This is a genomic window from Martelella sp. FLE1502 (assembly GCF_053484255.1).
The window spans coordinates 50,168-75,141 of the sequence record NZ_JBAKFQ010000023.1 but is presented as its reverse complement, the minus strand read 5'-3'; the positions used below and the strand labels follow the sequence as shown (position 1 = coordinate 75,141).

26 protein-coding genes and 3 pseudogenes are annotated in these 24,974 nt (G+C 61.5%); 10 read left to right on the top strand and 19 right to left on the bottom strand.

The features are described 5' to 3' along the window. Positions 1-138 precede the first annotated feature (138 nt). Together tnpA and tnpB are read left to right on the top strand one after the other, a co-directional pair. Complete coding sequence (tnpA, locus tag V6767_RS17520) at positions 139-552, top strand: IS66-like element accessory protein TnpA (RefSeq protein WP_448474625.1); 414 nt, start codon at positions 139-141, stop codon at positions 550-552. Next, positions 549-695 (top strand): annotated as a pseudogene (tnpB, locus tag V6767_RS17515) (IS66 family insertion sequence element accessory protein TnpB); the annotation flags it as partial. The gene tnpA and the pseudogene tnpB, both read left to right, overlap by 4 nt. Before the next feature lie 30 nt (positions 696-725). On the opposite strand, the gene V6767_RS17510 reads toward tnpB, so the two are convergent. The 4 genes from V6767_RS17510 to V6767_RS17495 form a co-directional block, all read right to left on the bottom strand. Next, positions 726-2,333, bottom strand: coding sequence for a recombinase family protein (locus V6767_RS17510; RefSeq protein WP_448474624.1), 1,608 nt, complete (start codon positions 2,331-2,333; stop codon positions 726-728). Between the two features lie 52 nt (positions 2,334-2,385). Beyond that, the gene (locus V6767_RS17505; protein ID WP_448474623.1) at positions 2,386-3,087 is read right to left on the bottom strand and encodes an IS6 family transposase; all 702 of its coding nucleotides are present in this window, start codon (positions 3,085-3,087) and stop codon (positions 2,386-2,388) included. Between the two features lie 318 nt (positions 3,088-3,405). Beyond that, positions 3,406-3,699, bottom strand: a complete 294-nt coding sequence (locus V6767_RS17500) for a putative quinol monooxygenase (RefSeq protein WP_037093999.1) — start codon at positions 3,697-3,699, stop codon at positions 3,406-3,408. A gap of 163 nt (positions 3,700-3,862) precedes the next feature. Beyond that, positions 3,863-4,450 (bottom strand): SDR family oxidoreductase, encoded by a 588-nt coding sequence (locus V6767_RS17495; RefSeq protein WP_448474622.1) that lies wholly within the window; start codon positions 4,448-4,450, stop codon positions 3,863-3,865. Here V6767_RS17495 and V6767_RS17490 point away from each other — a divergent pair. Next, positions 4,443-4,736, top strand: coding sequence for a hypothetical protein (locus V6767_RS17490; protein ID WP_448474621.1), 294 nt, complete (start codon positions 4,443-4,445; stop codon positions 4,734-4,736). The genes V6767_RS17495 and V6767_RS17490 overlap by 8 nt on opposite strands. A 597-nt stretch (positions 4,737-5,333) precedes the next feature. Here the strand turns inward: V6767_RS17490 and V6767_RS17485 are convergent. The 4 genes from V6767_RS17485 to V6767_RS17470 all read right to left on the bottom strand — a co-directional run bounded on the left by V6767_RS17485 (position 5,334) and on the right by V6767_RS17470 (position 9,555). Continuing rightward, a complete protein-coding gene (locus tag V6767_RS17485; RefSeq protein WP_448474620.1) occupies positions 5,334-6,842 on the bottom strand; it encodes a sulfatase family protein in 1,509 nt (502 codons plus the stop codon). A gap of 120 nt (positions 6,843-6,962) precedes the next feature. Then, on the bottom strand, positions 6,963-7,940 hold the full coding sequence (locus V6767_RS17480) for an ABC transporter substrate-binding protein (RefSeq protein WP_448474619.1): 978 nt from the start codon (positions 7,938-7,940) through the stop codon (positions 6,963-6,965). Between the two features lie 26 nt (positions 7,941-7,966). Further along, on the bottom strand, positions 7,967-8,728 hold the full coding sequence (locus V6767_RS17475; RefSeq protein ID WP_448474618.1) for an ABC transporter ATP-binding protein: 762 nt from the start codon (positions 8,726-8,728) through the stop codon (positions 7,967-7,969). Beyond that, the gene (locus V6767_RS17470) at positions 8,725-9,555 is read right to left on the bottom strand and encodes an ABC transporter permease (RefSeq protein WP_448474617.1); all 831 of its coding nucleotides are present in this window, start codon (positions 9,553-9,555) and stop codon (positions 8,725-8,727) included. The genes V6767_RS17475 and V6767_RS17470 overlap by 4 nt, the downstream gene beginning before the upstream one ends. A gap of 261 nt (positions 9,556-9,816) precedes the next feature. Here V6767_RS17470 and V6767_RS17465 point away from each other — a divergent pair, with 261 nt between their 5' ends. The 4 genes and pseudogenes from V6767_RS17465 to V6767_RS17450 form a co-directional block, all read left to right on the top strand. Further along, positions 9,817-10,998 carry an ROK family transcriptional regulator gene (locus V6767_RS17465; protein ID WP_448474616.1) on the top strand — a complete coding sequence of 394 codons (1,182 nt, stop codon included), beginning with the start codon at positions 9,817-9,819 and terminating at the stop codon, positions 10,996-10,998. A gap of 512 nt (positions 10,999-11,510) precedes the next feature. Then, positions 11,511-12,265 (top strand): IS5 family transposase gene (locus V6767_RS17460; RefSeq protein ID WP_448474615.1). Its coding sequence is split into 2 segments (ribosomal slippage): positions 11,511-11,861 and positions 11,864-12,265, totalling 753 coding nucleotides; the frame shifts between segments, so codons are not numbered across the junction. 12 nt (positions 12,266-12,277) lie between these two features. After that, positions 12,278-12,724: an Lrp/AsnC family transcriptional regulator gene (locus V6767_RS17455; protein ID WP_448474614.1), complete on the top strand. Its 447-nt coding sequence runs from the start codon at positions 12,278-12,280 to the stop codon at positions 12,722-12,724. Between the two features lie 60 nt (positions 12,725-12,784). Next, positions 12,785-12,957: pseudogene (locus V6767_RS17450) on the top strand (ISL3 family transposase); the annotation flags it as partial. Between the two features lie 57 nt (positions 12,958-13,014). Here the strand turns inward: V6767_RS17450 and V6767_RS17445 are convergent. The 9 genes from V6767_RS17445 to V6767_RS17405 form a co-directional block, all read right to left on the bottom strand. Next, positions 13,015-13,896 (bottom strand): cyclase family protein, encoded by an 882-nt coding sequence (locus V6767_RS17445; RefSeq protein WP_448474613.1) that lies wholly within the window; start codon positions 13,894-13,896, stop codon positions 13,015-13,017. Positions 13,897-14,006: 110 nt separating this feature from the next. Beyond that, a complete protein-coding gene (locus tag V6767_RS17440; protein ID WP_448474612.1) occupies positions 14,007-14,888 on the bottom strand; it encodes a sulfurtransferase in 882 nt (293 codons plus the stop codon). Positions 14,889-14,893: 5 nt separating this feature from the next. Next, complete coding sequence (locus V6767_RS17435; protein ID WP_448474611.1) at positions 14,894-15,502, bottom strand: glutathione S-transferase family protein; 609 nt, start codon at positions 15,500-15,502, stop codon at positions 14,894-14,896. Positions 15,503-15,515: 13 nt separating this feature from the next. Beyond that, positions 15,516-16,241 (bottom strand): ABC transporter ATP-binding protein, encoded by a 726-nt coding sequence (locus tag V6767_RS17430; protein ID WP_448474610.1) that lies wholly within the window; start codon positions 16,239-16,241, stop codon positions 15,516-15,518. Then, positions 16,231-17,007: an ABC transporter ATP-binding protein gene (locus V6767_RS17425; RefSeq protein WP_448474609.1), complete on the bottom strand. Its 777-nt coding sequence runs from the start codon at positions 17,005-17,007 to the stop codon at positions 16,231-16,233. The genes V6767_RS17430 and V6767_RS17425 overlap by 11 nt, the downstream gene beginning before the upstream one ends. Continuing rightward, positions 17,004-17,921 carry a branched-chain amino acid ABC transporter permease gene (locus V6767_RS17420; protein WP_448474608.1) on the bottom strand — a complete coding sequence of 306 codons (918 nt, stop codon included), beginning with the start codon at positions 17,919-17,921 and terminating at the stop codon, positions 17,004-17,006. The genes V6767_RS17425 and V6767_RS17420 overlap by 4 nt, the downstream gene beginning before the upstream one ends. After that, entirely contained in the window at positions 17,921-18,769 is an 849-nt protein-coding gene (locus tag V6767_RS17415) for a branched-chain amino acid ABC transporter permease (protein ID WP_448474607.1), read from the bottom strand. Before V6767_RS17415 ends, V6767_RS17420 begins: the two co-directional genes overlap by 1 nt. Before the next feature lie 22 nt (positions 18,770-18,791). Then, positions 18,792-19,961, bottom strand: coding sequence for an ABC transporter substrate-binding protein (locus V6767_RS17410; protein ID WP_448474606.1), 1,170 nt, complete (start codon positions 19,959-19,961; stop codon positions 18,792-18,794). 126 nt (positions 19,962-20,087) lie between these two features. Further along, positions 20,088-21,608, bottom strand: coding sequence for a GMC oxidoreductase (locus V6767_RS17405; RefSeq protein ID WP_448474605.1), 1,521 nt, complete (start codon positions 21,606-21,608; stop codon positions 20,088-20,090). On the opposite strand from V6767_RS17405, the gene V6767_RS17400 reads away from it, so the two are divergent. Continuing rightward, positions 21,577-22,662, top strand: a complete 1,086-nt coding sequence (locus tag V6767_RS17400) for a LysR family transcriptional regulator (RefSeq protein WP_448474604.1) — start codon at positions 21,577-21,579, stop codon at positions 22,660-22,662. The two genes, V6767_RS17405 and V6767_RS17400, sit on opposite strands and share 32 nt — an antisense overlap. Before the next feature lie 6 nt (positions 22,663-22,668). Here V6767_RS17400 and V6767_RS17395 read toward each other — a convergent pair whose 3' ends face one another. Further along, on the bottom strand, positions 22,669-23,001 hold the full coding sequence (locus V6767_RS17395) for a hypothetical protein (protein WP_448474603.1): 333 nt from the start codon (positions 22,999-23,001) through the stop codon (positions 22,669-22,671). Between the two features lie 307 nt (positions 23,002-23,308). On the opposite strand from V6767_RS17395, the pseudogene V6767_RS17390 reads away from it, so the two are divergent. Beyond that, positions 23,309-23,620, top strand: a pseudogene (locus V6767_RS17390) (IS6 family transposase); the annotation flags it as partial. 59 nt (positions 23,621-23,679) lie between these two features. On the opposite strand, the gene V6767_RS17385 reads toward V6767_RS17390, so the two are convergent. After that, positions 23,680-24,381 (bottom strand): IS6 family transposase, encoded by a 702-nt coding sequence (locus V6767_RS17385; RefSeq protein ID WP_448474602.1) that lies wholly within the window; start codon positions 24,379-24,381, stop codon positions 23,680-23,682. A gap of 44 nt (positions 24,382-24,425) precedes the next feature. On the opposite strand from V6767_RS17385, the gene V6767_RS17380 reads away from it, so the two are divergent. After that, positions 24,426-24,815, top strand: a complete 390-nt coding sequence (locus V6767_RS17380; protein WP_347443791.1) for a LysR substrate-binding domain-containing protein — start codon at positions 24,426-24,428, stop codon at positions 24,813-24,815. Positions 24,816-24,974 lie beyond the last annotated feature (159 nt).

The following is a 24,974-nucleotide window of genomic DNA, read 5'->3' as shown; positions in this document are numbered from 1 at the left end:
CACCGTCTCGTCACTTTCCAACCCCGACCCAAGCGCGCCCGCGATCGTAGCTACGTAAGCGGCGGCTGAGTGGCACGTTGCGGCGGCGTGAGCTTCCTGCGAGGTGATCCCCATCTCAAGATGGGAGTGCGTTTCGCAATGGATGCTCAAAGTGCGTTTCTCAGATCGCTCGGTGTGGAGTTTTTTCGGAGCGGGCATCGTCGGTGGCCTGATGATGTCAAGGCACAGGCTGTCGCAGAGACGTTGGAGCCGGGCACGACAGTAAACGCCGTTGCGCGGCGTTACGGGGTTAAGCCGAACCAGCTTTCGGCTTGGCGATGCCTTGCCAAGCGGGGAAAGCTGGTCCTGCCTGCGGTCGAGGTGGCAGATGAGCCGACTACTTTCACGCCGCTTGTGTTGTGTGACACGGGTGCGCCACAGGCATTGCGGCCCCCTCAGCAACCAGCAGCCAAGGTGCGGCTCGTCTTCGGCGAGGTGGCGGTCGAACTTGCAGCAGATACCCCGGCGGCGCGCATTGCCGAGATCGTGCATGCGCTCAGGGTTTCATCATGATGCCGTCCCACACCGTCCGTATCCTGGTGGCGACGCGGCCGGTCGACTTCAGGAAGGGGCACGACGGTCTCGCCGCGTTGGTGCAGGCGACCCTGAAGGAGGATCCGTTTACCGGCGCCGTATTCGTGTTCCGGGCGAAGCGGGCACAGTGCGCTTCATAATGCATCCCTCCATCATATTCCGGACAGCCGGATGACTTTATCATATTGATAATCTTCATAAAATTTTGGCCGTCGATCAACGACACCCTGCACCCCTATCCGGACAGCTTCCGAGGATAGTGCTTCGACGGGAACCATCCACGGTGAACCGGGAAGGATTTGCGTTGCAGGTAAAATTCCTCTCTGCACCAGGCTTTTGGCCGATCCGACGCAAATGCCGAGCTTCTCCGCCGCTTTCATCAAGCTGATCATCGGGACGTCCACTTTGGTGGCATCATATTCGGGAATTCCCAGGCGTTCGCGCATGTCACGAACACGCACGGTCGTCCAGCTCTCGCCATCACCTGTCTTGCAAAGCATCCTATTGAGGGAGACCGCGAGTTCCCGATCTGGCCAATGCCCTCCCAGTTTGCGCAGTGCCTCGACGGCCGATGGTGCGAGTTCGGCAGGATATCTTCCGGTCTTCACGCGCGTCACACGTACCTCTGTGTGCCGACCGCCGGTCCAATGGATCAAGAGCACCGCCTCGTTGGTCGCATCATCGAGATCGCAAATAATCTCCTGAACCAGGATGTGGATGAGCCGCTGCTTCGTTCGCGTCTCCGTGGAGGACGTATTCCAAACAGTTGGTAAATCCTGGGCAAGCTGCAGGAGGCGGCCGCGATCGATTACGGGGCGTGCTGCTGACAGTGCGGATAGATCCTTGATCTTGCGTTCAAGCACGCCTACTCGCTCCAGGGCATCATTCCATCGGGCTTCCAACTCACGAGCGACATGCCGCTTGGCCGGGTCCACAAGCTCATACCTGCGACTGGCCAACAGCGCTTCGTAGCGTGCGCCTTCGAGGTCCCGCTCGATTGCCGCAATGACATCTCTCCGGGACCGCTCGACTTGATCCGAAGCGAAGATTGCCGCTTCGACAGCACGGTCCGACACCGCATCTAGAATCTGCATCGCAACGGCGCGGTCGACCCTGACGCCGCCAATACCGATACAAAGGCCGACACCCACGTGAGCATCGTCGCCGCGGCACTGATAGCGATGGGCATTGCCTTTTGCGCTGCCGTAGAAGACGCGCATCATTCGGCCACAGCGACCGCATCGCATCAGCCCCGTCAAAAGTGCACGGCCGCCACGCGCAGACTTGCGATCGCAATTCTTCTTCATGTGCGCGTTCTCGGTCAGAAGCTTGTGGTTCTCCTCATACTCTCGCCAACTGATGTAACCTTGATGATTGTCGCGCAACAGCACGCTCCATTCGTCCTTCGGCTTGCGCACCCCAGTAGCCTTGCGAGCCCGGCCATCGACGATCCGCGTTCGCTGCGCACGTCTTCCGAAGGCATAGGCGCCCGCGTAGAGTGGATTGTGAAGAATCTGCATGACGCTGTGGTAGGCCGGCGCCTTCCAAGCAAGTTTGCACACGTCGACATTGCGCAGAACGACTGGCATCTTGATATCGGCCGACCGGAGCCACAAAAAAACCTGTCGTCCACTTCCCAGTTCCCGGAATTTGGCGAAGACGAGCCTGATCGTTTCGGCAACATGTTCGTCCGGATCAATCTCGATTTTGCCCGCCTCGCTCCAGCAAAAGCCCGGCGGCAGCATGAACCGCAGTGACATCGTAAACTTAACGGTGACGAAACAAGCGGAGATGCTGTGTATCTGCGGCCGCTCATGCTCGAGCGATCTTCGCCCACAGGTTCATCGCCGCTGCGCGCAGTTGGCGATGATGGTTGGAGGGGATGTCGTAGCGCGGGATATGGAAGAGGTTGGCAATTGGATCATGGATGGAAACGAAGCGTTGCAGATGCCGCTTTGACTTGAAGCGCTTCATGATCCGCTCTCGCCGTCGGACTGGCTGGTGGGAATTCTCAGCCCGATTGTTCAGGCCCTTATGAGAGCGGTGCTCGACGCCGGGCATGATTTCCTGCTTTGCCGCGCCATAGGAGCGAAGCTTGTCGGTGATCATCACGCGCGGCGATCGTCCCTGGCCTTTCAAAAGCTTGCGCATCAGGCGCTTGGCCGCCTTGGCATCGCGGCGGCTTTGCACCAGAACCTTCAGGACGAAACCGTCCTGATCCACGGCGCGCCATAGCCAATGCTTCTTGCCCCGGATCGAGATAACGACCTCATCAAGGTGCCACTTGTCGCCAAGCCGGCCGGATGACCGACGACGGATCTCATTGGCGAAAGTACGGCCAAATTTCTCCGCCCACAGACGAATGGTCTGATGCGAGACAATGATGCCACGCGCCGCCAACAAATCCTCGACCATCCGTAGGCTGAGCGGAAACCGGAAATAGAGCCACACCGCGTGGGCGATGATTTCAGCAGGAAAACGGTGACGGCGATAAAGAGGATTACGGTTTGTCATGCCTCTTCATCGCCAATCAAGCTCCAAGTTCCGTTAACTTTACGATGCCACTGGGCCAGAACGGCCGAATAACGCGCCAAATTGATGTGCTCAAGAATCTCCCGCGAACCAATGGCACCGTTACGTCGCGACACATCAACGGCACCTTATCAGTAAATTCAGAGGTGTGATAAGCGCAAAAGACAAGGCCATCCACTATCGCGGATGACCTGTCGTATTCATTTATTCATTTCCCGATTCGGCCGGGCCATCCATTCCGGATGGAAACACGAGCCTTACCGTGCAGTCAAACGGCAGCTTAGGATGCCGACCGCTCCGCTATTTCGCGGCCAGCAGGGTGAACTTGTGAATCTGCGGCGGTTCAGAAAACAGTTCTTCTGCCTTGTCCATCAGTGCGGCGGCAACCTTGCCGTCAAGATGGGCCTGCCGATCCTCCTCTGTGTCGAACGTATCGAAGATCGCGTACGCACCGGGACCTTCCTCGATCGCATACCAGGTTAGAGTGCCCGCCTCAGCTTGAACGAGCGGCAATGCCGAGGTCAGGAAATTGGCGACATCCCGCTCTTTTCCGGGCTTGGCCTTCAGTGGTACATACAGGGCAAGTTTGGGCATAAACGACTCCTCAAGTGGAATGGACAGATATTATTCGGCAAAGTAACGCACGGGCGGGCCCGTAGGTTCCCCATGAGGCGGAGCACACGCGGCCCCGCCTCCTCGTCGAAATCAGAACTGCTGTGCGGTCGGCCGGATGACGATCGCGTTGACGTCGACGTCATCAGGTTGTTCGACAGCGAACGCGATAGCACGCGCCACCGATGCCGCCGTGATGGCCTGCTTGTAGAAGTCCAGCACCGTCTTGGCAGCCGCGCCAGAGGTCGTGAACTTCAAATCGCTTTCGACAGCTCCAGGCTCGATTGACGTGCCCCGGACCTTTTCCCCACCTCGGGCGCAAGCCCTCGCTGATCGCGCTGACGGCGAACTTGGTGCCGGAGTAGACCGTGCCGCCCGGTGCGAAGACCTTGATGCCCGCAACCGAGCTCAAGTTGACGATGTGACCGCTGCCCTGCTCGAGAAAACTGGGAAGGGCCGCCGCGATGCCGTAGAGCGTACCCTTCAGATTGACGTCGATCATCTGGTCCCACTCGTCGGTGTTGACCTCGGCCATCGGACGGATCGGCATCAGCCCGGCGTTGTTGATCAGCACGTCGAGGCGGCCGGAGTCGGCAATGATTGCGGCGACGACGGACTGGACCGCCGATTTGTCGGTCACGTCCAGCGCGTAGCTACGTGCCGTGCCGCCAATTGCGGCGATGTCCGCGACGACCTCGTCGAGCCTGTCCTTGCGCCGCGCGGCGATGGCCACCTTGCTGGGGCTGCTGTCGGTGGACTATCTGCTGGCTTTCCTGGCTGTCAGCTTCACCTTCGGCGTCGTCATATCGGTCGGGGCCCTGGCCCTGGAAGAAAGCGAACTGCGGCGCTTCCCGAAGGTCCGCCACCTCGTCATCTTGGCGATCGTCGCCGTGGTGGAGAACTTCTGCTACCGCCAGATCAACAATCTGTGGCGCCTGCACGGCACCTGGCAGTTCCTACGCAAGACCCAGTCGTGGGGCGCCATGACCCGTAAAGGCTTCAAGCGCCTGCCAGCATGAGGATCGGTTCGTGCAGTGAGGTGTAGGCCGCGCGTCGATCAACCTCCAAGGCTTCGTCAAGCTCCCTCCTACGAGCGACCTTCGATGAGCAAGGTCGCCATGAGGCCGACGGCGCCCACGTCCGAGACTAAGCCAGTTGCTCCGCTTGTACGCAGATTGTGAGCGCGGAATGTTTGCCAGCCTCGTAGAGAGCAAGCACCGACTGAGATGCCGTTAGGTCTTCATCCCAGCGGCGGCGCGAAAAATTCGCGCGGCCTGTCAGGCATCATTTCCTCCGCTGGAAATTGTTCAGATATCCCCGGCAAATTCGCGTCTCGTCAGCACCTTTTGATCGTAGCTGGCAACGTGCCAGAAATCGGACCTTCCGAACCGCCGCTATGAATCAGAAGCAGATTTCGTGTTGAACCGCGCCGGGTTTGCCGGAGACCGTTTGGTTTAAGTTATGCGGCCAACGCTGGTGCGTCCAGCGTGGCATAGTATCGTTCTTTGGCCTCTGCGGGCGGAATGTTTCCGATCGGCTCCAGAAAACCAATACGTACCCTTTTGTCATTCTGACTGCGCTAAACTTTTGTTCCGCGAGGTCCGCGACCAAGGAGGTCAATGTTGCGGAACGTCGCCGATCTCGCGCTGCTTGGCGTCAAGTTCGGCGACCATTGCCGTGAATATATCGGCATAGGCCGGATCATCGGCTACGTTTAGCACTTCGAGCGGGTCCTTCTCGCAATCGAACAGTTCCCATTCCGGCGGCTCGTCGCCCTTGCGTGAACCCGGCTGGTCGAGGTCCTTGTTGTACCAGTAGATCAGCTTGTAGCGGTCTGTGCGGATGCCGTAATGCGCCCAGACATTGTGGTTGCCGTCCTTGTGCATCCAATAGCGGTGATAGGCACTGGTCTGCCAGTCCGGCGGCAGCGCCTGATCGAAGATGGAGCGCAGGGAGTGTCCCTGCATGTAGCTGGGGGCGGGCAAGCCGGCGTAATCGAGAAAGGTGGGAGCGAAGTCTACATTCGTCGCCAGCGCCTTGTTCACCGTTGCCGGGGCGATTTTCCCCGGATAGCGCGCGAGGAACGGCATCTGCATCGATTCCTCATACATGAAGCGCTTGTCGAACCAGCCATGTTCGCCCAGGAAGAAGCCCTGGTCAGAGGTATAGATGACAAGGGTGTTTTCAGCCTCGCCGCTTGCGTCGAGCCAGTCGAGCAGGCGCCCCACGCTTTCGTCGACCGAGGCGACGGTGCGCAGATAGCGCTTCATGTAGCGCTGGTATTTGAAATGCGCGAGTTCCTCGTGACTGTCGAAACGGAACTGCTCGCCGGTCAACTGGTCGATCAGAACTAGTTTGCTGAGGTCGTCTGGCATCGGCACCTTGCGGTCGCGCTGGCCGACGATCGCGAGTTCCCCGATCTCGTCGCCGCCTTCGGGCTGCACCAGACCGAGGTCTTTGTAGGTCATGTCGTCGCGAATGCGCATTTTTGCCGCCGCCGCCGCGCGTGCCCGGTGGCGGTAATCGTCATCAAAGGTGTCGGGCACCTTCACATCCTCGTCAGCAAAGAGGCTGCGGTATTTCGGGTGTGGCTCAAAGCTTCTGTGCGGCGCCTTGTGGTGGCACATCAGAAAGAACGGGCGATCCCGATCGCGCCGGTCCAGCCAGTCGATGCTGAGGTCGGTGATGACATCCGTTACATACCCCGGGCGGATGCTGGAGCCGTTACGGTCGATCATCTCCGGGTCGAAATATTCACCTTGGCCGGGAAGGACACACCACTCGTCAAATCCGGTGGGTTCGTGCGCCGGGCCTTCTCCGAGGTGCCACTTGCCGAATATGGCTGTCTGATAGCCGGAAGCGCTGAGGTGCTTGGCCGCGTTTGGCCAGCGGTTGTCGAGATGGGTGTCGAGGGTGGTAACGGCGTTGACGTGGTTATAGGTGCCCGTGAGGATTGCCGCGCGACTCGGCGTGCATATCGAATTGGTCACATAGCAGTGGTCGAGACGCATCCCCTCTTGTGCCAGACGGTCGATGTTGGGGGTGTTGTTGATACCGTATCCATAGGCTGAAATCGCCTTGGCGGCGTGATCATCGCACATGACGAAGAGAATATTGGGTCGCATCCGTGCCCCCGTGAAATGTTGAGATTGGTGCGCGACCGATGGAGGCGGGAAGTTCTGCCAGCGACGTGCGCAGCCGGGAGTGGCGCGGCCGGCGTTGTAGGCGCCGGCCGCATATTCTGCTTACTGGTTCAGCGACGAGAACGCGTTGATCGCGATGGAGGGATCGAAATAGGTGTCGATCTCGGCGATCTCGGCCATCTTGCCGGTTTCCTGGAACAGGGTGTTCAACTGACGCAGCATGGTCTCGACAGTGCCGTCCTCGATACGCTCGGAAATCTCCTGCGTGTCCCACCATACGGTCAGGTCGACCTGCTCCTGCAGGATCGGTTCGGGCGTCTTGGCATAGCGGGCGACGAGCGGTACGACCTCATCGAGGTGCTTGGCACGGTAGTCATTGGCCTTGCCGAAAGCGCGCAGGAACTTGGTGACGGCTTCGGGGTGCTCGGCCACGAACTCCTTGTTCGCGATCCAGAAACCTGGCAGGGAGAAGTTGTCATCCTCGTCGGAGTTGAACACCACGACGCTGTCACGCGTGCTGATCGCCTGGTTGGTGAAAGTCGGTCCGACGGCGATAATCGGCGCCCGGCCGGAAATGTAGGCCGTGGTCGAAACCTCGTCGGTGGCGTTCTGCGCCTCGATATCGTCAATGGTCAGGCCCGCGGATTTCAGCGCGGCGCGCACGACGAACTCGCCGGTGGTACCGGAGGCGAAATATATGGTTTGCCCGGCCAGATCGGCGGGCGTTTTGACGCCTATCGAAGGATCGGCGAGCACACGCTCGTTGGCGTCGGGGTGGTCGACGGTCAGAAGCTGCACCTCGCCGCGCATGACGGCGGGCATCGCGCCCGGTCCAAGATAGCCGAGGTCTAGGTGTCCCGAAATCATGGCATTGAGTTCGGGCGCGCCGGACGTGAAGCGTGAAGCTTCGACATTAAGCCCTTCTTCCTCGAAATATCCCTGTTCCTCGGCGATCGCCATGATTGCGGCGCCGTGCATATTGGGGTGATAGGCAACGTTGATTTTGACGGTGTCATCGGCCGAGGCCGTCGAGGTGATCAGAGCGGCGGCTATGATCGCCGCCAGTGTGAAACGCTTCATTTGGTTCTCCTCCTATTGCATTGACGTTACTGATAGATGAGTTCGAACAGCTCCTGGCGGAGCCGTCGGTATTCCTCGGATTGCTGGATGCTTGCCTCCCTCGGGAAGTCGAACGGCACCTCGATAATCCGGTTCAGGCGGCCGGGGTTGGCCGCAAGCACGGCAACCCGATGGCCCAGCAAAAGGGCTTCATCAATGTCATGGGTGATGAACATGATCGACTTGCGGGTTGCTTCCCATGTCCGCATCAACTCGTTCTGGAGGATGAAGCGGGTCTGGGCATCGAGCGCGCCGAAGGGCTCGTCCATCAGCAGCATCGCCGGGTCCACGGCATAGGCGCGGGCGATTGCGGTGCGCTGCTTCATGCCGCCGGAAAGTTCTTTCGGCAACTTGTCAGCGGCCGCGGTCAGGCCGACCAGTTCCAGATAATGGTCGGCGCGTCGGCGACGCTCGTCCTTTTTGACCCTCTGGAGCTTGAGGCCGTATTCGACATTCTGGCGGACGGTCATCCAGGGGAACAGGGCGTATTGCTGGAACACGACGCCGCGCCGCGGGTCGGGCGCCCGAACCTCTTCTCCGTCGAAATGCACCGAACCGCCCGTGGGCTCGAGCAGGCCGGCGGCCAGGTTCAGGACGGTTGTCTTGCCGCTTCCCGACGGACCGACGATCACGAGGATCTCGCCCTCGCGTACGTCCAGCGACAGGCCCTCAAGTACTGTGTGATCGCCGAAATCCAGCGAGACGTCGCACAGGGAGAGGATCGGCTCCGGATCGGTGTTCATGCTCATCTTTCTTCGCGCTCCTGCCAAGAGGTCAGGGATTTGTCGAGACGCAGGATAAGGCGGTCCATGATCAGGCCGACAAGGCCAATCATCAGGATGCCCACGAGGACCCGAGGCAGGTCGCGGAACTGTCCCGCCTGCACGATGAGGAAGCCTAGACCGCGCGAGGAAGCGATAAGTTCGGCGGCCACGAGCGTCGCCCAGGCTGTCGCGAGCCCGAGGCGCATCCCCACGAAGATGAAGGGGACGCTGGCCGGCAGCGCAATATCCTTGAAGATGTTGAAATCCCGTGCGCCGAGCACGCGGCCGGCGCGGATCAAAGTGCTGTCGAGCGACCGCATGCCGCCATAAACGCTGATGACAATGGTCAGAAAGGCGGAAAACCAGATCAGGAAGATCTTGGCGGTCTCGCCGATGCCGAGATAGACGATCACCAGCGGAATGATCGCGATCGGCGGGATCACCCGCAAGAACTGGATGATCGGTTCTGCCAGACCGCGCACGGTGGCGTACCATCCAAGCATCAGGCCGACCGGAACGGCCGTCACGACTCCGATCGCGAAACCGGTGAGGACGCGCATCAGGCTTGCGGATACGTTTTGCCAGAGACTGCCGTCTTGCAGATCGACGACAAAGGCCTCCCAGACCGAAGTGGGGAGAGGCAGCAGGCTCTCATTGCGCAGCAGCACGGCGGCCGCGAGCCACCAGAGGCCAAGTACGATAGCCAGGGAACCCAGATTGAGAACCCAGTGCGGCGCAGCCTTCCTTCGGGCGCGCGATCGTGCCTGACGGGGCCTGGAGGCAGGCCGTGTCACGTGTGGATTATCGGTCAAGTTCTCCTCCCAGAGTGACGTGTCTTGAGGCGGGCCAATTCACGACCGTATCGAGCTCTAAAAGAAATTCATTTTAAATGAATGTCAATAATGATTTTTGCTAAATTTTCGCCAAATTCAATGTGAATTTCAGCATTTGACTAATTCAAGATGAATTGTAGAATGCTAGATATCCGGATCAGGATATGTTTTTGTCCCGTCTGCAGGGCCTATTGGGGGGAATTCATGACGCCAGGGACAAATGTGACGCGGCTTCGGCGCATGAACGAACTGCTCGTTCTTGACCTGATCCGGCGCAAAGGGCCGATTTCGCGCCCTACCTTGGCCGAACAGCTGAAGCTTGAATTCCAGACGATCTCGACGATTTCCAACCGCTTGATCTCGCAAGGTCTCGTGCTCGAACAGGGCAATATCAACGGGCGCTCGCGCAAGGCGCGGGCTTTGGTGGTGAATCCGGCGGCGGCCTGTTCCTTGGGGGCAGAGATTACCCGCAGCTTCGTGCGCCTTGTGGCCATCTCTTTCGACGGTGTCATTCTTGAAGAGCGCGAAATAGCGCTGTCTCCTGATCCCAACGTCGTGCTGGATGCGATCGCCCGTGAGGGGCGCGAGATTGTCGAGACGCTTGGTTTGAGCCGCGGGAGAATGACCGGCCTGGGGGTAAGCGTGCCCGGCCCCATCGACAAGGCGGGGGGGCGGATCCTCGCGCCTCCGAATTTCAACGCGTGGCATGGCGTGGAGGTGCGCAAGGCGCTGGCCGAGAGGACGGGCCTGCCGGTGTGGATGGAAAACACGGCGATCAGCGCCTCCCTCGGCGAGCAATGGACGGGGCGTGGGCGCGATGTCGAAAATTTCGTCTTCGTTTATATGGGCATGGGGGTCGGCGCCGGTATCGTGGTGGGCGGACAGTCGTTGGCCGGCGCAACGGGCAATGCCGGAGAGTTCGCGCATGTGGTTGCCGATCCGCATGGTCCTTTGTGCAGCTGCGGACAGAGAGGCTGCCTTGCGCAATATGCGACGGAGGGCGGCCTTCTGCACCTGATGCGCCGCTCTCATGTCGAGCAGGCGCATCGGAACGCGACTTTCACCGATTCATTTCCGGTCGGGCTATCCGCGATTGCAGAGCCGGATGCCCCGGAATGGCTGCGCGCCACCGTCGAATCGGCGGTGCGGACCGCGACTCGGACTATATTGCCGCTTGCGCAGCAATTCGATCCCGAGGAGATCATCTTCGGCGGACCGCTGACGGATGTGCTTGCCGATATGCTCATCAAGGCGGCCAGTGCGGCGGCGGCGAAACTTCCCCTGTTCGGTCGCAGGCCGCCCCGGGTGCTGATTTCGCGCGCCGCGCAAGCAGCGGGCCCCCTCGGAGCCGCCTCTCTTCCGTTGCACGCCGTTTATTCTCCTTGGGGGCAAAGAGAATTGTCACCCGATCAGGATCACTGACGTTGGCTGGAACGGCCACCAAAAAAGGTCCTCCGCATTTTCGCGGACGTCAGCTGATTCCACCTCACTGCGAAATGCTCCAAGTCGACGCTGGCCGCATCGACGTCCTGCGACGACGGCGCTCGGATGATAGCTCGCGGCATCAGCAGAGCAGATCGACTTCAGACAAGGCGCCGAAACGCGCGGTCACGGTCTGACCCCGCATAACGCGGAAAGGCCCCAGCCGCGCGTTTGGCGAAATTCGCGGACAGTTGGTCCTTGGCATATCGCAGTCTTGCTATTACGCATTTATCCTTCAGAACTGAGGCGTCTTAGAGCCTGATTTGAATTTATTTAGTGGTTTCAGAACGTTGCGGATTAGTAGGGGCTGAGTCTAGCGGTCTGCCCGTTTTTGGCCCATTGATCGCCCTCGTGCCATGATTTTCTCACGTTCTAGGGTCGAAACCCAATCAAATTGTTGATGATATTCTCCATCCATGATTCATTGCCTGCAGAAGCAGGAGTGTTTGACCATGGCAGGCGAATTTTGGCTTGATGACGATCAGTGGGCGGTGATTTCGCCGCTGCTTCCGACCAACCAACCCGGCGCTCATCGTACTGACGACCGTCGGGTCACCAGCGGGATCATCCACGTCTTGCGGTCCGGTTGCCGGTGGCAGGATTGTCCATCCTGTTATGGGCCTTCGACAACGGTCTATAACCGCTTCCATCGCTGGTCAGCTAAAGGGATATGGCGACGACTGTTTGAAGCTCTGGTGCAAACGACCGATCAGGACATCCATATGATCGACAGCACGACCGCAAAAGCACGCCGCTCTGCCGCTGGCGGAAAAGGGGGGCGGATGCCGAAGCAATCGGTCGCTCGAGAGGCGGCAGATCGACAAAAATTCATGCTGTTGTCGATGGTTGCGGCCGTCCAGTCGCGTTCAAAATAACGCCTGGGCAACGCGGTGATGCACCCGTGGCCATTCCGCTCCTTGAACCCTTACCGCCAACACGTCTATGCGCTGCAGACACAGCTTACGACAGCGACGCTTTGCGCGACTTCCTGATAATACGCGGCACACAACCAGTCATTCCCAATAATCCAACCCGAAAGAGGATCAGACCGTTCGACCCGGTTGCCTACCGAAGACGGAATATCATCGAGCGGACATTCTGCCGTCTCAAGGACTGGAGACGCGTCGCGACGCGATACGACAAGCTCATGATAAACTTCGCAGCAACCTGCTACATCGCAGCTATCGTCACATGGTGGATCAATTGAGTCTGGAGCCTAATGGAATTGCAGGATAATCCGCAGGTTTCCGCGTCTGATCTCGCCACGAAGGTCGGGCTCTCGCACACGCCCTGCTGGCGGCGGGTGAAGAAACTCGAGGCCGACGGTGTTATCCGGGAACGGGCGATCATCCTGGATGCGGTCGCGCTCGGGCTTCCGGTCGTCGTTTTCGCCAACATCAAGCTGCGGCAGCATGACGAAGAGACCCTCGAGGCCCTCGAGGTCGCGGCCCGGGCTCGTGATGAGATCACGGAATGCTATTCGATGAGCGGCGACGCCGACTACATACTGCGCGTGGTCGTTCGGAGCATCGAGGAATACGAGGCGCTTCTGAAAAAGGTCTTGCTCCATTTGCCTGGCGTGTCGTCCGTCCAATCACATTTCGCGCTCAAATGTATAAAGAACACGAAGTGTCTTCCGATCAGAGCTCCTGGGCGGATGGTGTAGCCTCACTGCGATAGCACAGCCGTCTTGCCCGCGTGACCGAACCTGTTCATCCAATTCGGCGCGCGCCGGACGGTGCGGATGGCAGAGATCGTGGTCTTGATCGGCCACAAAATGGGCGGTCGCCCAGCGAAAACCTGATGCATCGGCTCGGGATGCCGATCAGCGACGATACGATTTTGCGCCAATTGAAGCGTAATATTCCAACATCGGCGAAAGACGGCCAAATTCGAGTTACGTGAGATCGCCGTTTATGACGCCGACTGAAGAGGTCGCCCTCGGTTCGGGCCCGCTCAACGCAGCAGAACCGGACGCACCGGCGCGCCAGTCGCGCCCCGATAACGGGCGGAAAGCATCATAAAACACGAGGTCCATAGCCCGGCGCGCACCGCGTCCTCCAGATAGAGATTCTCGATCAGGTAGACACCTTGTTCTGCCAGTGCAAGCTGATGCACGGGCATCACCACGGACGGATTCGGGTTGGGCAGCACCTCGACGGCCATGTTGTCAGCGCCGATCGCTACGACTCCCCGGTCGATCAGCCATTGCGCACCGTCCACGTCGATGCCCGGCTCTCCCTCCAGATAGCGCGCATTGTCGGTCTCATAATAGCGTCCCCAGCCGGTGCGGATCAATGCGACGTCGCCCTTTTCGATAGTAAACCCGCCCTGCGCCGCAGCGCGTTCCAGATCCTCGTCCCCAACCACCGTCCCAGCCGGCAGGCCCTTAGCGCCGCCGACGTCGAACAGGAGCCCTCGGGTAATCATCGGCGGTATATGCTCTGCTCCCAATGTCTCAAGTCCGGCGCTGGTCACCTCGTCCTCGGCTGTGCGGCCACCGAACATTCGCCCGCCGATGGTCACATGCCCGAGCGCATCGACATGGGTGCCGACATGCATGGTCATGCCCACCCGCTCGAGATTGGTGCCCATCTCGTTGGTGAACCCGGCCTTGCGGCGGCGGGCGATGGTCTCGCGCCAGCTCGCGAAGATCGACATCAGGAACGGGGTCTGATTCGGCGGAATACAGGGCGCGCCGACGAAGATCTCACGGCTGATGTCATGGATCCGCCCCTCGGACACCAGCGACAGCGCCGCGAGCGTCTTTTCCGCGGTCAGGTGCGCCCCTGCGCCCAACGCCCGATTGAAATCCCAATGCGAATGGTCGTGATGCATGGTCTCCTCCTTCACGCTTTTGCGGGCTGCACCGGCCCCGTTGGCGCGCCGGTTCGATTCTGTCCTTCGGCACGGCTGCCGCAAGCCGCCGCCCTCCAAGGCCACGCCCCTCAGTCGGGACCGCCAGTTCTGCCGACCACCATCGGTCGGCCGGGATCAGCGGACCAGTCGGTCAGCGACCCGTCGTAGAGCGCCGCGTCCCGTCGCCCGATCAGGTGCAGCGCAAAGGTGGTGCCGCTGGCCGCGATACCACCACCGCAATAGCTGATGATCCGCGGGCAGGCCAGCACGCCGGCGTGGTCAAAGATGTCGGCGATCTCGTCGGGGCTGCGAAACCAGGCTCCATTCGGATACATGAGGGCGCGGAACGGCACGCTCACGCTGCCGGGTATGCGCCCCGGGCGGCCGTAATGCGCTCCGCCATCGCCGGTGAACTGCTCGGGTGACAGTGCGTTGACAAGCGCGGTGCCCGGATCGCCGATCGCGGCGTTGACCGCAGCGGCGTCTGCCCGCAGCGCCGCGACGGGCCGGGCGGCAAAGTCGCCCTCCGGCCATGATGCATCCGCGTCGGTGATCGGTAGCCCGGCGGCACACCAGCCCTCGAAGCCGCCGTCGAGGATCCGCACATCGCCGGCGCCCGAGGCGATCAGCACCCACCAGGTCCGTACCACCGGCCCGGGATAGCCATTGCCGTAGAGCACCACCACGTCGTCGTTGCGCAACCCCTCCCGGCGCAGCACCGTTTGCACCCGGTCCGCCTCCGGCAGGCCGTAGGGCACGGTTGGCCGGGGCGCGGAAAGATCGTCCGGCATCGACAGGAACCGCGCGCCGGGGATATGCGCTCGCGCCCAGTCGTCGCGTCCGCTTACCAAGAGCGACTTGCCAACCGGTTGCGGATACATCCTGACGCTGCAGTCGAAGATCCGCAGGTTGGGCGCGCCCAGATGTGCCCGCAGCCAGGCAGGGCTGCACAGGGATGTCCTGCCGGTCATGCGCGTTACTCCGCAGGAACTGTGGCCAGCACCGAGGGACGAGTGGCCACCGAAGCGCCCCAGCGCGCAAGCGCCGGCCAACGCGGCGCGATCTCGATCTCGGGAAAACGGAAGGCGAGGTAGCCCAGGGCGCAGACCAGCGAGACGTGGCCGATGTCGAACCCTTCGGGCGGCGTCTGCCAGCGCGTTTCGAGCAGGTCGAACACGGCCTCGATCCGCAGCATCTGCCCATTGATCCAATCGGCTGATTGCAGCTTGTCGGGCCTCGTGCTGCGTTCGTAGCGGATCGACAGGCAGGCAGCGAGCAGCCCGTCGCAAATGGATTGCTCGGTGAGCGCCTGCCAGCGACGCGGACCCTCGGGAAAAAGCGTCTGGCCCGGCGCCTGGGCAGCGAGATATTCGCAGATCACCCGGCTGTCCGAGAGCGTCTCGTCGTCGTCCAGACACAGCGTGGGAATCTGGCCGAGCGGATTCAGCGCCACCAACGCCATGTTGCGGTGGATCGGGTGAGGCTTGGCCGCTATCCGCTCGATCCCGCCCTCCAGACCCAGTTCGATTGCAGCGACCAGAACCTTGCGCACATAGGGTGAAGCGGGCATTTGATAGAGTTTCATAGATATGTCTCCTTCATTTGACCGACAGCGGATCGTCGCCGAGATAGGCCCTTTGCAATTCTTCGTCCTGCAACAGCTCAGCCGCCGGCGCCGAGCGCACAAGCCGTCCGGTCTCGAGCACATACCCGATCTGTGACAGCGACAGCGCGAGATGGGAATTCTGCTCGACGAGTAGCACCGTCACGCCGGTCTCGGCGATCTTGCGGATCGCGCCCGCCATGATGTGGATGACCGCCGGCGCCAGCCCGAGCGAGGGCTCATCGAGCAACAGAAGCCGCGGCGCGGCCATCAGCGCGCGGCCAATCGCCACCATCTGCTGTTCGCCGCCCGAGAGGTTGCGCCCGAGGCTTTGCGAACGCTCGGTGAGCCGGGGAAACAGCCCGTGAACCCTGTCGAGGTCCCGGCGCACGGCCGGTTTGTCACGCCTGAGATAGGCCCCCGCCATCAGATTGTCGTGGACCGTCATATCGGGAAACAGCCGCCGGCCCTCGGGCGACAGCGCGACGCCCGCGCGCACCCGCTGCTCGGAGGGCAGCGTGCTGATGTCGCGCCCGTCGAGAACGATCCGTCCGCCGGTGAGCGGAACCAGTCCGGTGATCGCCCGCATGATGGTCGATTTGCCAGCGCCGTTCGCGCCGAGGATCGCCGCGACCCCGCCGCTTTCAACCGTCAGCGAGACTTCGCGCACCGCTTTGATCGCGCCGTAGCACACCGAAATGTCGTCCAGTTCAAGCCGCATCGTCGGCACTCCCCAGATAGGCCTCAACGAAGGCGCGCGAATGGCGCACCTCGGAAGGCGTGCCGTCAGCGATGAGCCGCCCCTGCGCCAGCGCGACGATCCGGTCGCACAGGCGCATCACCATCGGCAGATCGTGTTCGATCACCACCAGCGAGATCCCGCGCTCGTCATGAACGGCACGGAACAGCGCCTCCATCCGTGCGGTTTCGGCGCCGTTGAGCCCGGCGGCCGGTTCGTCGGCGAGCAGCAATTTTGGACCGGTCGCGATAGCCATGGCGACGCCGAGGATTTTCTGCAACCCGTAGGGCAGATCGGCGGCGACATCGTCTGCATTGGCGGACAGACCTGTGAAGTCCAGCATTTCCTCGGCGATGCCTGCGGCCTCGCGCCTGGCATGGCGCAGGTGACCGCCGAAGAACATCAGCATCGGCGTACCGGCCCGGTGCAGCAGCACCGCCTGTTCCAGATGCTCGCGCACAGTGAGTTCGGGCAGCGTCATCGCCGCCTGGAAACTACGCACGAGCCCCGCCTCGGCGACCTTTCCCGGGGCCCAGCCAGAGATCGACTTGCCGTCGAAATGGATACTGCCCGACGAGGTCGGCAGGCCGCCGGTGATCAGGTTGAACAGCGTGGTCTTGCCCGCGCCGTTCGGCCCGACCAGGCCCGTGATCTTGCCTGGCGCGACCGAGAAGGATACGTCTTCCACAGCCCGAATCCCGCCGAAATTGCGAGACACGTTGCGGATTTCCAGTTGTGCGACGGTCATTTTCGCCTCCTCAACAGGCCGGTCAGTCCTTTCGGCATGAACAACATCAACAAGAGCAGCGAAATCCCGTAGAGAAATTCCTGCCAGGCAATCAGCGAGCGAAACAGTTCCGGCAGCGGCACCAGGACGATGGCCCCGATGATCGGTCCCGCCACCATGCCGACCCCGCCCACCACATTCATCACCAGCGCGTCGACGGTGGTCGAGATGTTGAAGGCTTCGGGCGAAATGTAGTTGAGATAGTGGGCGTAAAGGCTCCCCGACGCCCCGGCGATGCCAGCGCTGACGGCGAAGACGAAACGCCGCCAAGCCAGCGCATCGACGCCTAGCGACTGTACCAGCGGCTCGTTGCGGTCGAGCCCGCGCAGCACCTGTCCGGGCTGACCGTGGAGCATTGCGCGCATCACCAGGAGCGCAAGGCCGATCACCGAAAGCACAAGCAGATAGAAGCTCTCGCGGCTCTGCAGCTCAAAGCCCAAGATCGCTGCGGCAGGAATGCTCATCACCCCGTTATTGCCGCCAAAGGGGACAACGAATTCAACGAAGACCAGCACGATGGCTTCGCCCATGACGAAAGTGAGCAGGGCGAAATGGACGCCGCGCACCTTGAGGATCACTGCCCCGATCACCCAGGCGAAGAGCGCAGGAATCAGCACTGCGGCAGCGATCGCCGCGAGGAAGGGCACGCCCAGATCCTTGGTCAGCAGCGCCGAGGCATAGGCGCCCATGCCCATGAAACCAGCCTGGGCGAGCGAGAGCTGGCCGATCCGCAGCATCAGGTGCAGGCTCAGCGCCAAAAGCGCCTCGATGCCGATGCTAATGGCGATGTGCCAGGTGAAACGGTCTCCGGCTAAGAAGGGCCAGATCGCCACGGCGACGACCAGAAGGGCCAGGATAAAAGCTGCGTGCCGCATCACAAGCGCCCCATAATGCCAGCCGGGCGCACCAGCAGAACCCCGATCACCGCGAGGAACGACACCAGCGCGGCGATGGTCGGATTGAACAGGATCGACAGGCCAGCCTCGGTGGTGGCGAGCAGCACGGAGGCGATGATCGCCCCCGGGATCGAGCCAAGCCCGCCGAGCACGACGACGATGAAGGCCTTCATCAACGCCGCATCGCCCATGTTGGGCTCTGCGCCGTAGATCGGTGCGGCAAGCGCGCCCGCAAGCCCCGCCAGCGCCGCGCCGATGGCGAAAGCGACGGGAAAGGTCTTCCACGGGGTGACCCCCTGCAGCCGGGCGACCTCCGACGATTGCGCCACCATGCGCATCGCCAGCCCCAGCCGGCTGTGCTTGAGCAGCCACCAGGTCGCAAACACCAACACCAGCGCAACCCCGGCGGAGAAGAGCTGATCCTTCGGGATAAAGGTGCCGCCGAGATCGAAGGACCCCGAGAAGGGTCGGTCGATCGGCTGGCTGTCGACGCCCCAGATAATCGTCACCGCGCCCTTGATGGTGATCGCGAGCGCCAGAGCGACGATCATACCTCCGGTCTCATCACCGAGGAAACGCTGGAACAGGAAGCGTTCCGAAAGAACGCCAAGTCCTCCGGCGACGACTGCCGCCAGAGGAAGGGCCAGGCCGTAGCTCAGCCCGAGATCGTGTTGCGCGACGAAGACGGTGTAGGCACCGACCAGCAGGAACTCGCCATGGGCAAAGTTGACCACGCGCATGATGCCAAAGATGAGTGTGAACCCGAGGGCCGTCAGCATGTAGCTGGCGGACGACATTCCGGCGACAACGAGAAATTGCTGGAACATGTGCCTGTACCGTCTCTGTCGTTCAGTCGAGCGTGGCTTCGCCGATGACGACGCCGGCGCCGTCCTGGATCTCGACCATGACCACCGAACGATAGATCTGATGATCGACGCCATAGGCCTCGCCGCCGCCCCAGTTCAGCGTCCCGACCGAGCCTTCGAAGGGCACACTCGCCTCGAGCGCTGCAACAACTGCATCGCTGTCGATGCTGCCGGCGCTCTCGATGGCGGAGAACAGCATGTTCGCCGCATCGTAGAACATGACCACGTAGTCGTTCATCTCCGCCTTGTGGAGCTGGGAGAATTCGCCGCCGAGCCGGTTCCATGTCTCGGTACCGGGCGCGGCCATTATCGTGCCCACGACGCCCTCGGCATTCTCGGCCCCGGCCGCTTTCACGATCTCCTCGACGTCATAGCCGCCGAATTTGGTGAAACCGCCGGTATAACCCAGTTCCCGCGCCTGACGGATGATCAGGCCGGCGGTCCGCGGCGGCGCGGTGTCGAGCTCGATTGTGTCCGGGTTCTGCGCCAGCATCTTGGTCAGCATGGCGCGAAAATCGGTCTGGCTGCGCTCGAAATACTCAGCCGAGACCACCTCGAACCCGCCTTTTTCGTAGGCGTCGGCTTGGATCCGCTGGCTGTTCCAGCCGGTCTCGTCATTGGCGGCGATCAGCGCGACGCGGGTGGCATCTGGCCGGTATTCCTTGAGCCAGGCCACGGTCGAAGGCGCGAATTCCTGCGTCGTCGGGCCGCTGCGGAAGATATAATCGCTGTCCTTCAGAACATCCGCCGCCCAGGCGCCGGTGAACAGCAGAACGCCATTGCGCTCGGTCAGCGGTTTGATCGCCAACAGCGAGGCCGAGCCGATCGGGCCGAAGACGAAGCGCACATCGTCCGGCCCCATCAGCCGGTTGATCGCGGTGACGGCCTCGGCGGCCTTGTATTGGTCGTCATAGGAGACGATGTTGAGTTCATAGGTGGTGTCGCCCACCTTCAGCCCGCCGCGCGCGTTGACTTCCACCGCGGCGATTTCCACGCCGCCGGCCATGCCCAGCCCCCAGGCTGCGCCGCCGCCGGTGAGCGGACCGATGACGCCGATGTTCATCGTTTCCTGGGCCTGCGCCATGCCGAACGAGATGGCGAGTGCCAGTGTTGCGGCACCCGCTAGCACGGTTCTGCGTCCAAATTTCATCATGTGGGTTTCCTCCAGTTTACTTTCTTCAGTATTTCCTCAGTGGCGCGTGCTCTTCCGAGCCGGGTCGCCTCGACATGTTTGGTTCCCGTTCCGAATCCGCACGCACCGCCGGAGCGGCCAGCACCGTCATCCTTTCGCCAGGAAGCGTGCGGCGACATTCTCCCCCCAGGCGCCGATACTCAGCGACGGCGGCGCCGCCGTCGGCAGCGGAAAGACCGCCGCATCAACCACGTGCAGGCCGGGCACGCCATGGACCATTCCGTCGGCGCCAACAACGCCGCCTTCCGCAGCCCGGCCAACACACGCCCCGCCCATAGGATGCACCGTCGAAGGGTTGCTGCTGGCATAGATCTTGCGCCCCGAGAGGCGCGCAATATGCTGCATCGCCTCGAAATTCTGCGCATAGACCGGGCTTCCCGCGGGGTCGAACCGGACCCGGAAGCGCCGCCCCTCGAAGCACACCACGCCGTCCATCGCATCTGTGCCCATGCTGCTCACGACCATACCGCGTTTCAGCCGCTCGCGCAGGGCGCGCGGCAGTGGATAGGCGCTCACGCTGGGCATGTTGTTTCGCCCGACCCCGGCCTGGGGCAGCGCCGGGTCGCGTAAGCGGATCGCGCCCTTGCTCGGCATGCCTTCGGTGTTGTCGACCGCGGGATCGTTGAGATCCCAGAACCCGCGGATATCGCCGTTGCCGCTGAAGCGATGGCCAAGGTGCGGCATGCCCCAGAGCCCGCCATGACGATCACGGCTTTCCAGCAGCAGGCGCAGCGTGTTCATTGTGCCGGCCCCGACAAAAACATGATCGGCCTCGATTGATGCAGGCCGGTTGGTCTTGTGGTCGAGGTAGTCGACCCGGAAGCGACGTGTGTCGCGCCCTTTAAGGGCGGTGATCGCGCGAGCCTCGCTGAGCGAGCGCACCTCCAGGCCGTGCTTCATCGCTGGCGCGAGATAGATGAAATCCATGCTCGATTTCGACCCGGATGGCGCGCCCAGGAAACCGTGATCTCCGGAAGAGTAGTCGGTCTCCCAGCGACTTATCCCATGCTCCGTCTGCACCAGCTGCGGCCTGGCCGGGTCGCGCGGGAACAGGAACCCCACGCGGGTCTCATCCTTCGGCACAACCGGTTCGAAATCCGGATGGTTGGCGTAGACATGCGCCGAGGTATGCGGCGGAATGTTGTCGGGCCCCGCGCGACCCGACCCGACCCGGGCGAGAAATGCGGCATAATGCGGGGCCATGGTGGTCTCGTTGAGATCATCGCAATGGCCGTCCCAGAAGTCGGGCGGCGCGGGTCGGCGGTGCAGGGCGGAATAAACATGACTGCCGCCGCCCACGCCCGAGGAACACACGATCTCCATCCCACGCGAGAAATAAACCTCGAACATCCCCTTGCGGTTCACCCGGGTGCGGCCCCAGGGCAGTAGCGGGTGATAGAAGGAACGCAGGGAATGGGTGAAGAGCCGCAGGCCGCGCGGAAACGGCGTGGTGTCGGCGATCCCGATTGAGCGCGTGGGGACCGTGTCCCACCATGGACCGCGTTCGAGCAGCGTCACCCGCGCGCCGCCCTCCGCCAGACGCGCGGCCGTGACGGAACCGCCAAATCCACTGCCGATGACGACCACTTCGGTCCCAGCCGACCCCATCTTCGTTTTCCTCCCCAGGCGCGTGAGCGCATTCGCAACCCGTCGGGTCTTTCCTCCGCGAGCACGGGAAAGTTGGCAAAGGGGGCCCAAAGTGTCAAATTCATTTCTGGACCAGTCAATAAGCAAATGTTATGTTCCTTGTATGAAGCTTAACCCCCGCCAGATCGAAGCCTTCCGCCTGGTCTTTCAGACCGGGAACATGACCACCGCGGCGCAGATGATGGCCATCACACAACCGGCCGTCAGCCGGTTGATCCGCGATCTGGAAGCGACGCTGGAGTTGGAGTTCTTCACGCGCACCGGCGCGGGGATCAGCGCCACTGCGGATGCGATCAACTTTTTCGGCGAGGTCGAGCGCAGCTTCGTCGGCCTGCAGCAGCTCGAACATGCCGCCCAGGCGATCCGCCAGAAACGCGAGGGTCTATTGCATGTCGCCGTCACCGGAGCCTTCGGTGTGCTTTGCCTGCCCCAGGCCCTGGCTTCGGTGCGCACGAAGAATCCCGATCTGCGCATCCGGCTGACGGTGTCGCGCTCCTCGGAAATTCTGGATCTGGTGGCAACCCGGCGCTGCCACCTCGGCATTACAGCCCTTCCGCCCAATGTCGCCGGGATCGACCACGAGGATTTGCCCCGGATGCCGATCGTGTGTCTTTTGCCGCGCGGCCACCCGCTGACTCGGAACGAGGTGCTTCGGCCCCAGGACCTTGCCGGCGAGACAATTTACGGCCCGCCCGAGAACACGCGCCTGCATCAGCAAATCGCCCAGGCCTTTTCCCTTGAAAACGTTCCATATAATATTGTCGGCGACTGCACTCTGGGCGCGTCGATCTGTCAATTCGTCGCCTCGGGAGCGGGGGTTGCGATCCTCGATTCGCTCGCCGCACGCAGCGTCGGCCTGGAGCATATCGCGCTCCGTCCGCTCATCCCCCGGATCGACTGGGAACCCAAATTGCTTTTCCCCGCCGGCAGCCCGCATTCGCACTCCCTGAGCCTGCTGATGCGCGAAATCCGCCACCGTCTCGATGAAATCGGCGCATCCGCAATCCCGGGCTGAGGCGCCTTATTCCCGACGAGGCAGCGGTGTAATGGCGTCGTTCACGCTGAGTGTGCCCGCGTCATTGTCGACGACCACGTAGTTTTCGTAATAGGTCAGCTTCGGCGGTGCGCCGAAGCGCTCTTCGATCTTGCGCGCCCAGTCGTCCGTGTACCAGGCATCGGCGGCGGCGCGCGATTTCCACAGATAGACGCCTCCGCCACCGGCTTCGCCGTTGAGAAAATACTTGCACTTGAGGCCCGGCAGTCCGGCATAGATCGGCACGGAGGTCTGTGCCGACTTGACGGCTTCTTCCTCGCTCCGCTGGAGCCCCGGTATTTGTACGATCGCGATCAGCATGACATCCTCCTTTGGCCGTTCGCCGTTTTCATTTTTCATTCACATCATAATATTATTTTATTGTTACTGCGCCATGATGCGAATGTAATATTCTGCCACTCATTCTGCGCGGCCGACCTGCGACGGCACCCGGAAACCTTCTGTGGTCGCCGCCAATCGCAAAATCTGCAGTTCAAGGAGGGGTGATGCAGATGACGGCCCGCTATCAGAAATGGGCGTCAACATGTTTCTGGCTACAAAGCCAGCAGACCATGACTGGCGGTGTCAGGTTAACCGCAGCTGAAAGATTTGCGGATATCTAGCGGTCATGAGCCACAGTTCTGTCAGCTACAAGCGCCATCGTTTCCCATCATCTGTGATCGCCCATGCGGTCTGGCTGTATTTCCGGTTTCCAATGAGCCTGCGTCTGATAGAGGAGATGCTGTTGGAGCGCGGTATCGACGTTTCCTATGAGTCGATCCGCTGCTGGGCAAAGAAGTTCGGGCCAGTCGATGCTCGCCGCTTGCGCCGCAAAGCGCCGAACCCAACGGATGTATGGCATCTGGACGAGGTCGCGGTGACAATCGGCGGCCGCAAACACTGGCTCTGGCGGGCCGACCAGGACGGCTATGTGCTCGACGGGCACCGTAAACTTAACACCCGATAGGCTCTGGTTTGCCCGGTTGCTCGACTTGTCGACTAAATCCGAGCGATTTCCGCCCATATGCTCATGGCTGAGGCGCGCAGTTCGCGATGGTGGCTGGTGGAAATGTCGTGGCGAGGGATGTGGAAGAGGTTGGCGATCGGATCGTGAATGGAAACGAAGCGTTGCAGATGTCGTTTTGACTTGAAGCGCTTCATGATCCGCTCTCGCCGTCGGACTGGCTGGTGGGAATTCTCCGCCCGATTTTTCAGGCCCTTATGCGAGCGGTGCTCGACGCCGTGCATGATTTTCTGCTTTGCGGCTGCATAGGAGCGAAGCTTGTCGGTGATCATCACGCGCGGCGATCGTCCCTGGCCTTTCAAAAGCTTGCGCATCAGGCGCTTGGCCGCCTTGGTGTCGCGGCGGCTTTGCACCAGGACCTCCAGGACGAAACCGTCCTGATCCACGGCGCGCCATAGCCAATGATTATTGCCCCGGATCGAGATAACGGCCTCACCTAGGTGCCACTTATCACCAAGCCGCCCGGATGACCGGCGACGGATCTCGTTGGCGAAGGTCCGGCCAAACTTCTCCGCCCACAGTCTGACAGTCCGATGCGAGACAATGATGCCACGCGCCGCCAACAAATCCTCTACCATCCGCAGGCTCAGGGGAAAGCGGAAATAGAGCCACACCGCATGGGCGATGATTTCGGGTGGAAAACGATGGCGGCGGTAAAGAGGATCTCGGTCAGTCATGGCCGAGCATCCCACATTCAGGTCCAAGCTTCGTTAAGTTGACGATGCCCCATCCGCTGACCCTTCACAAGTCGATCACCCCCGATCTGATCGCGGAATGGCCGCTGATCGGCCTCAGCCCCGAGGACCGGGCGCGGCAGCGCTTTGACGAGACCATGAAGAAAGCCGGGCACGAGCCAAAATATGTGATCGAGACCCCGAACGCCGCCACCATCTGCGCACTGGCGCAGGAGGGCGACGCCGTGGGACTGGTGAACCCGCTGGTCATCGGCGAAGCGGAAAGCAGAACCGTCGCGCTCCGCCCCTTCGCGCCCGAGGTGATGTTCCGCGTCTACCTTCTCTTTCCCGCCGACATCCAGAAGTCCACCCTCGTCCGCGGCTTCACGGCCGAGCTTTTCCGACTGCGAAACAGGTACGAGACGCCAATCGCATAGGAAAGCGGAAAGCAGCCTTTCCAGCTACATTGCACATTCTGTTGAGCTGCTTCAGGTCGTGACCGTCGAGCCGTGCATTCATGGCGGCCAGCCATTATTGCCGTCCAACTTCGTAAATATCTCCGTCTGTCCTGCGAGTTGTGCGGCTCCCCAAGCATG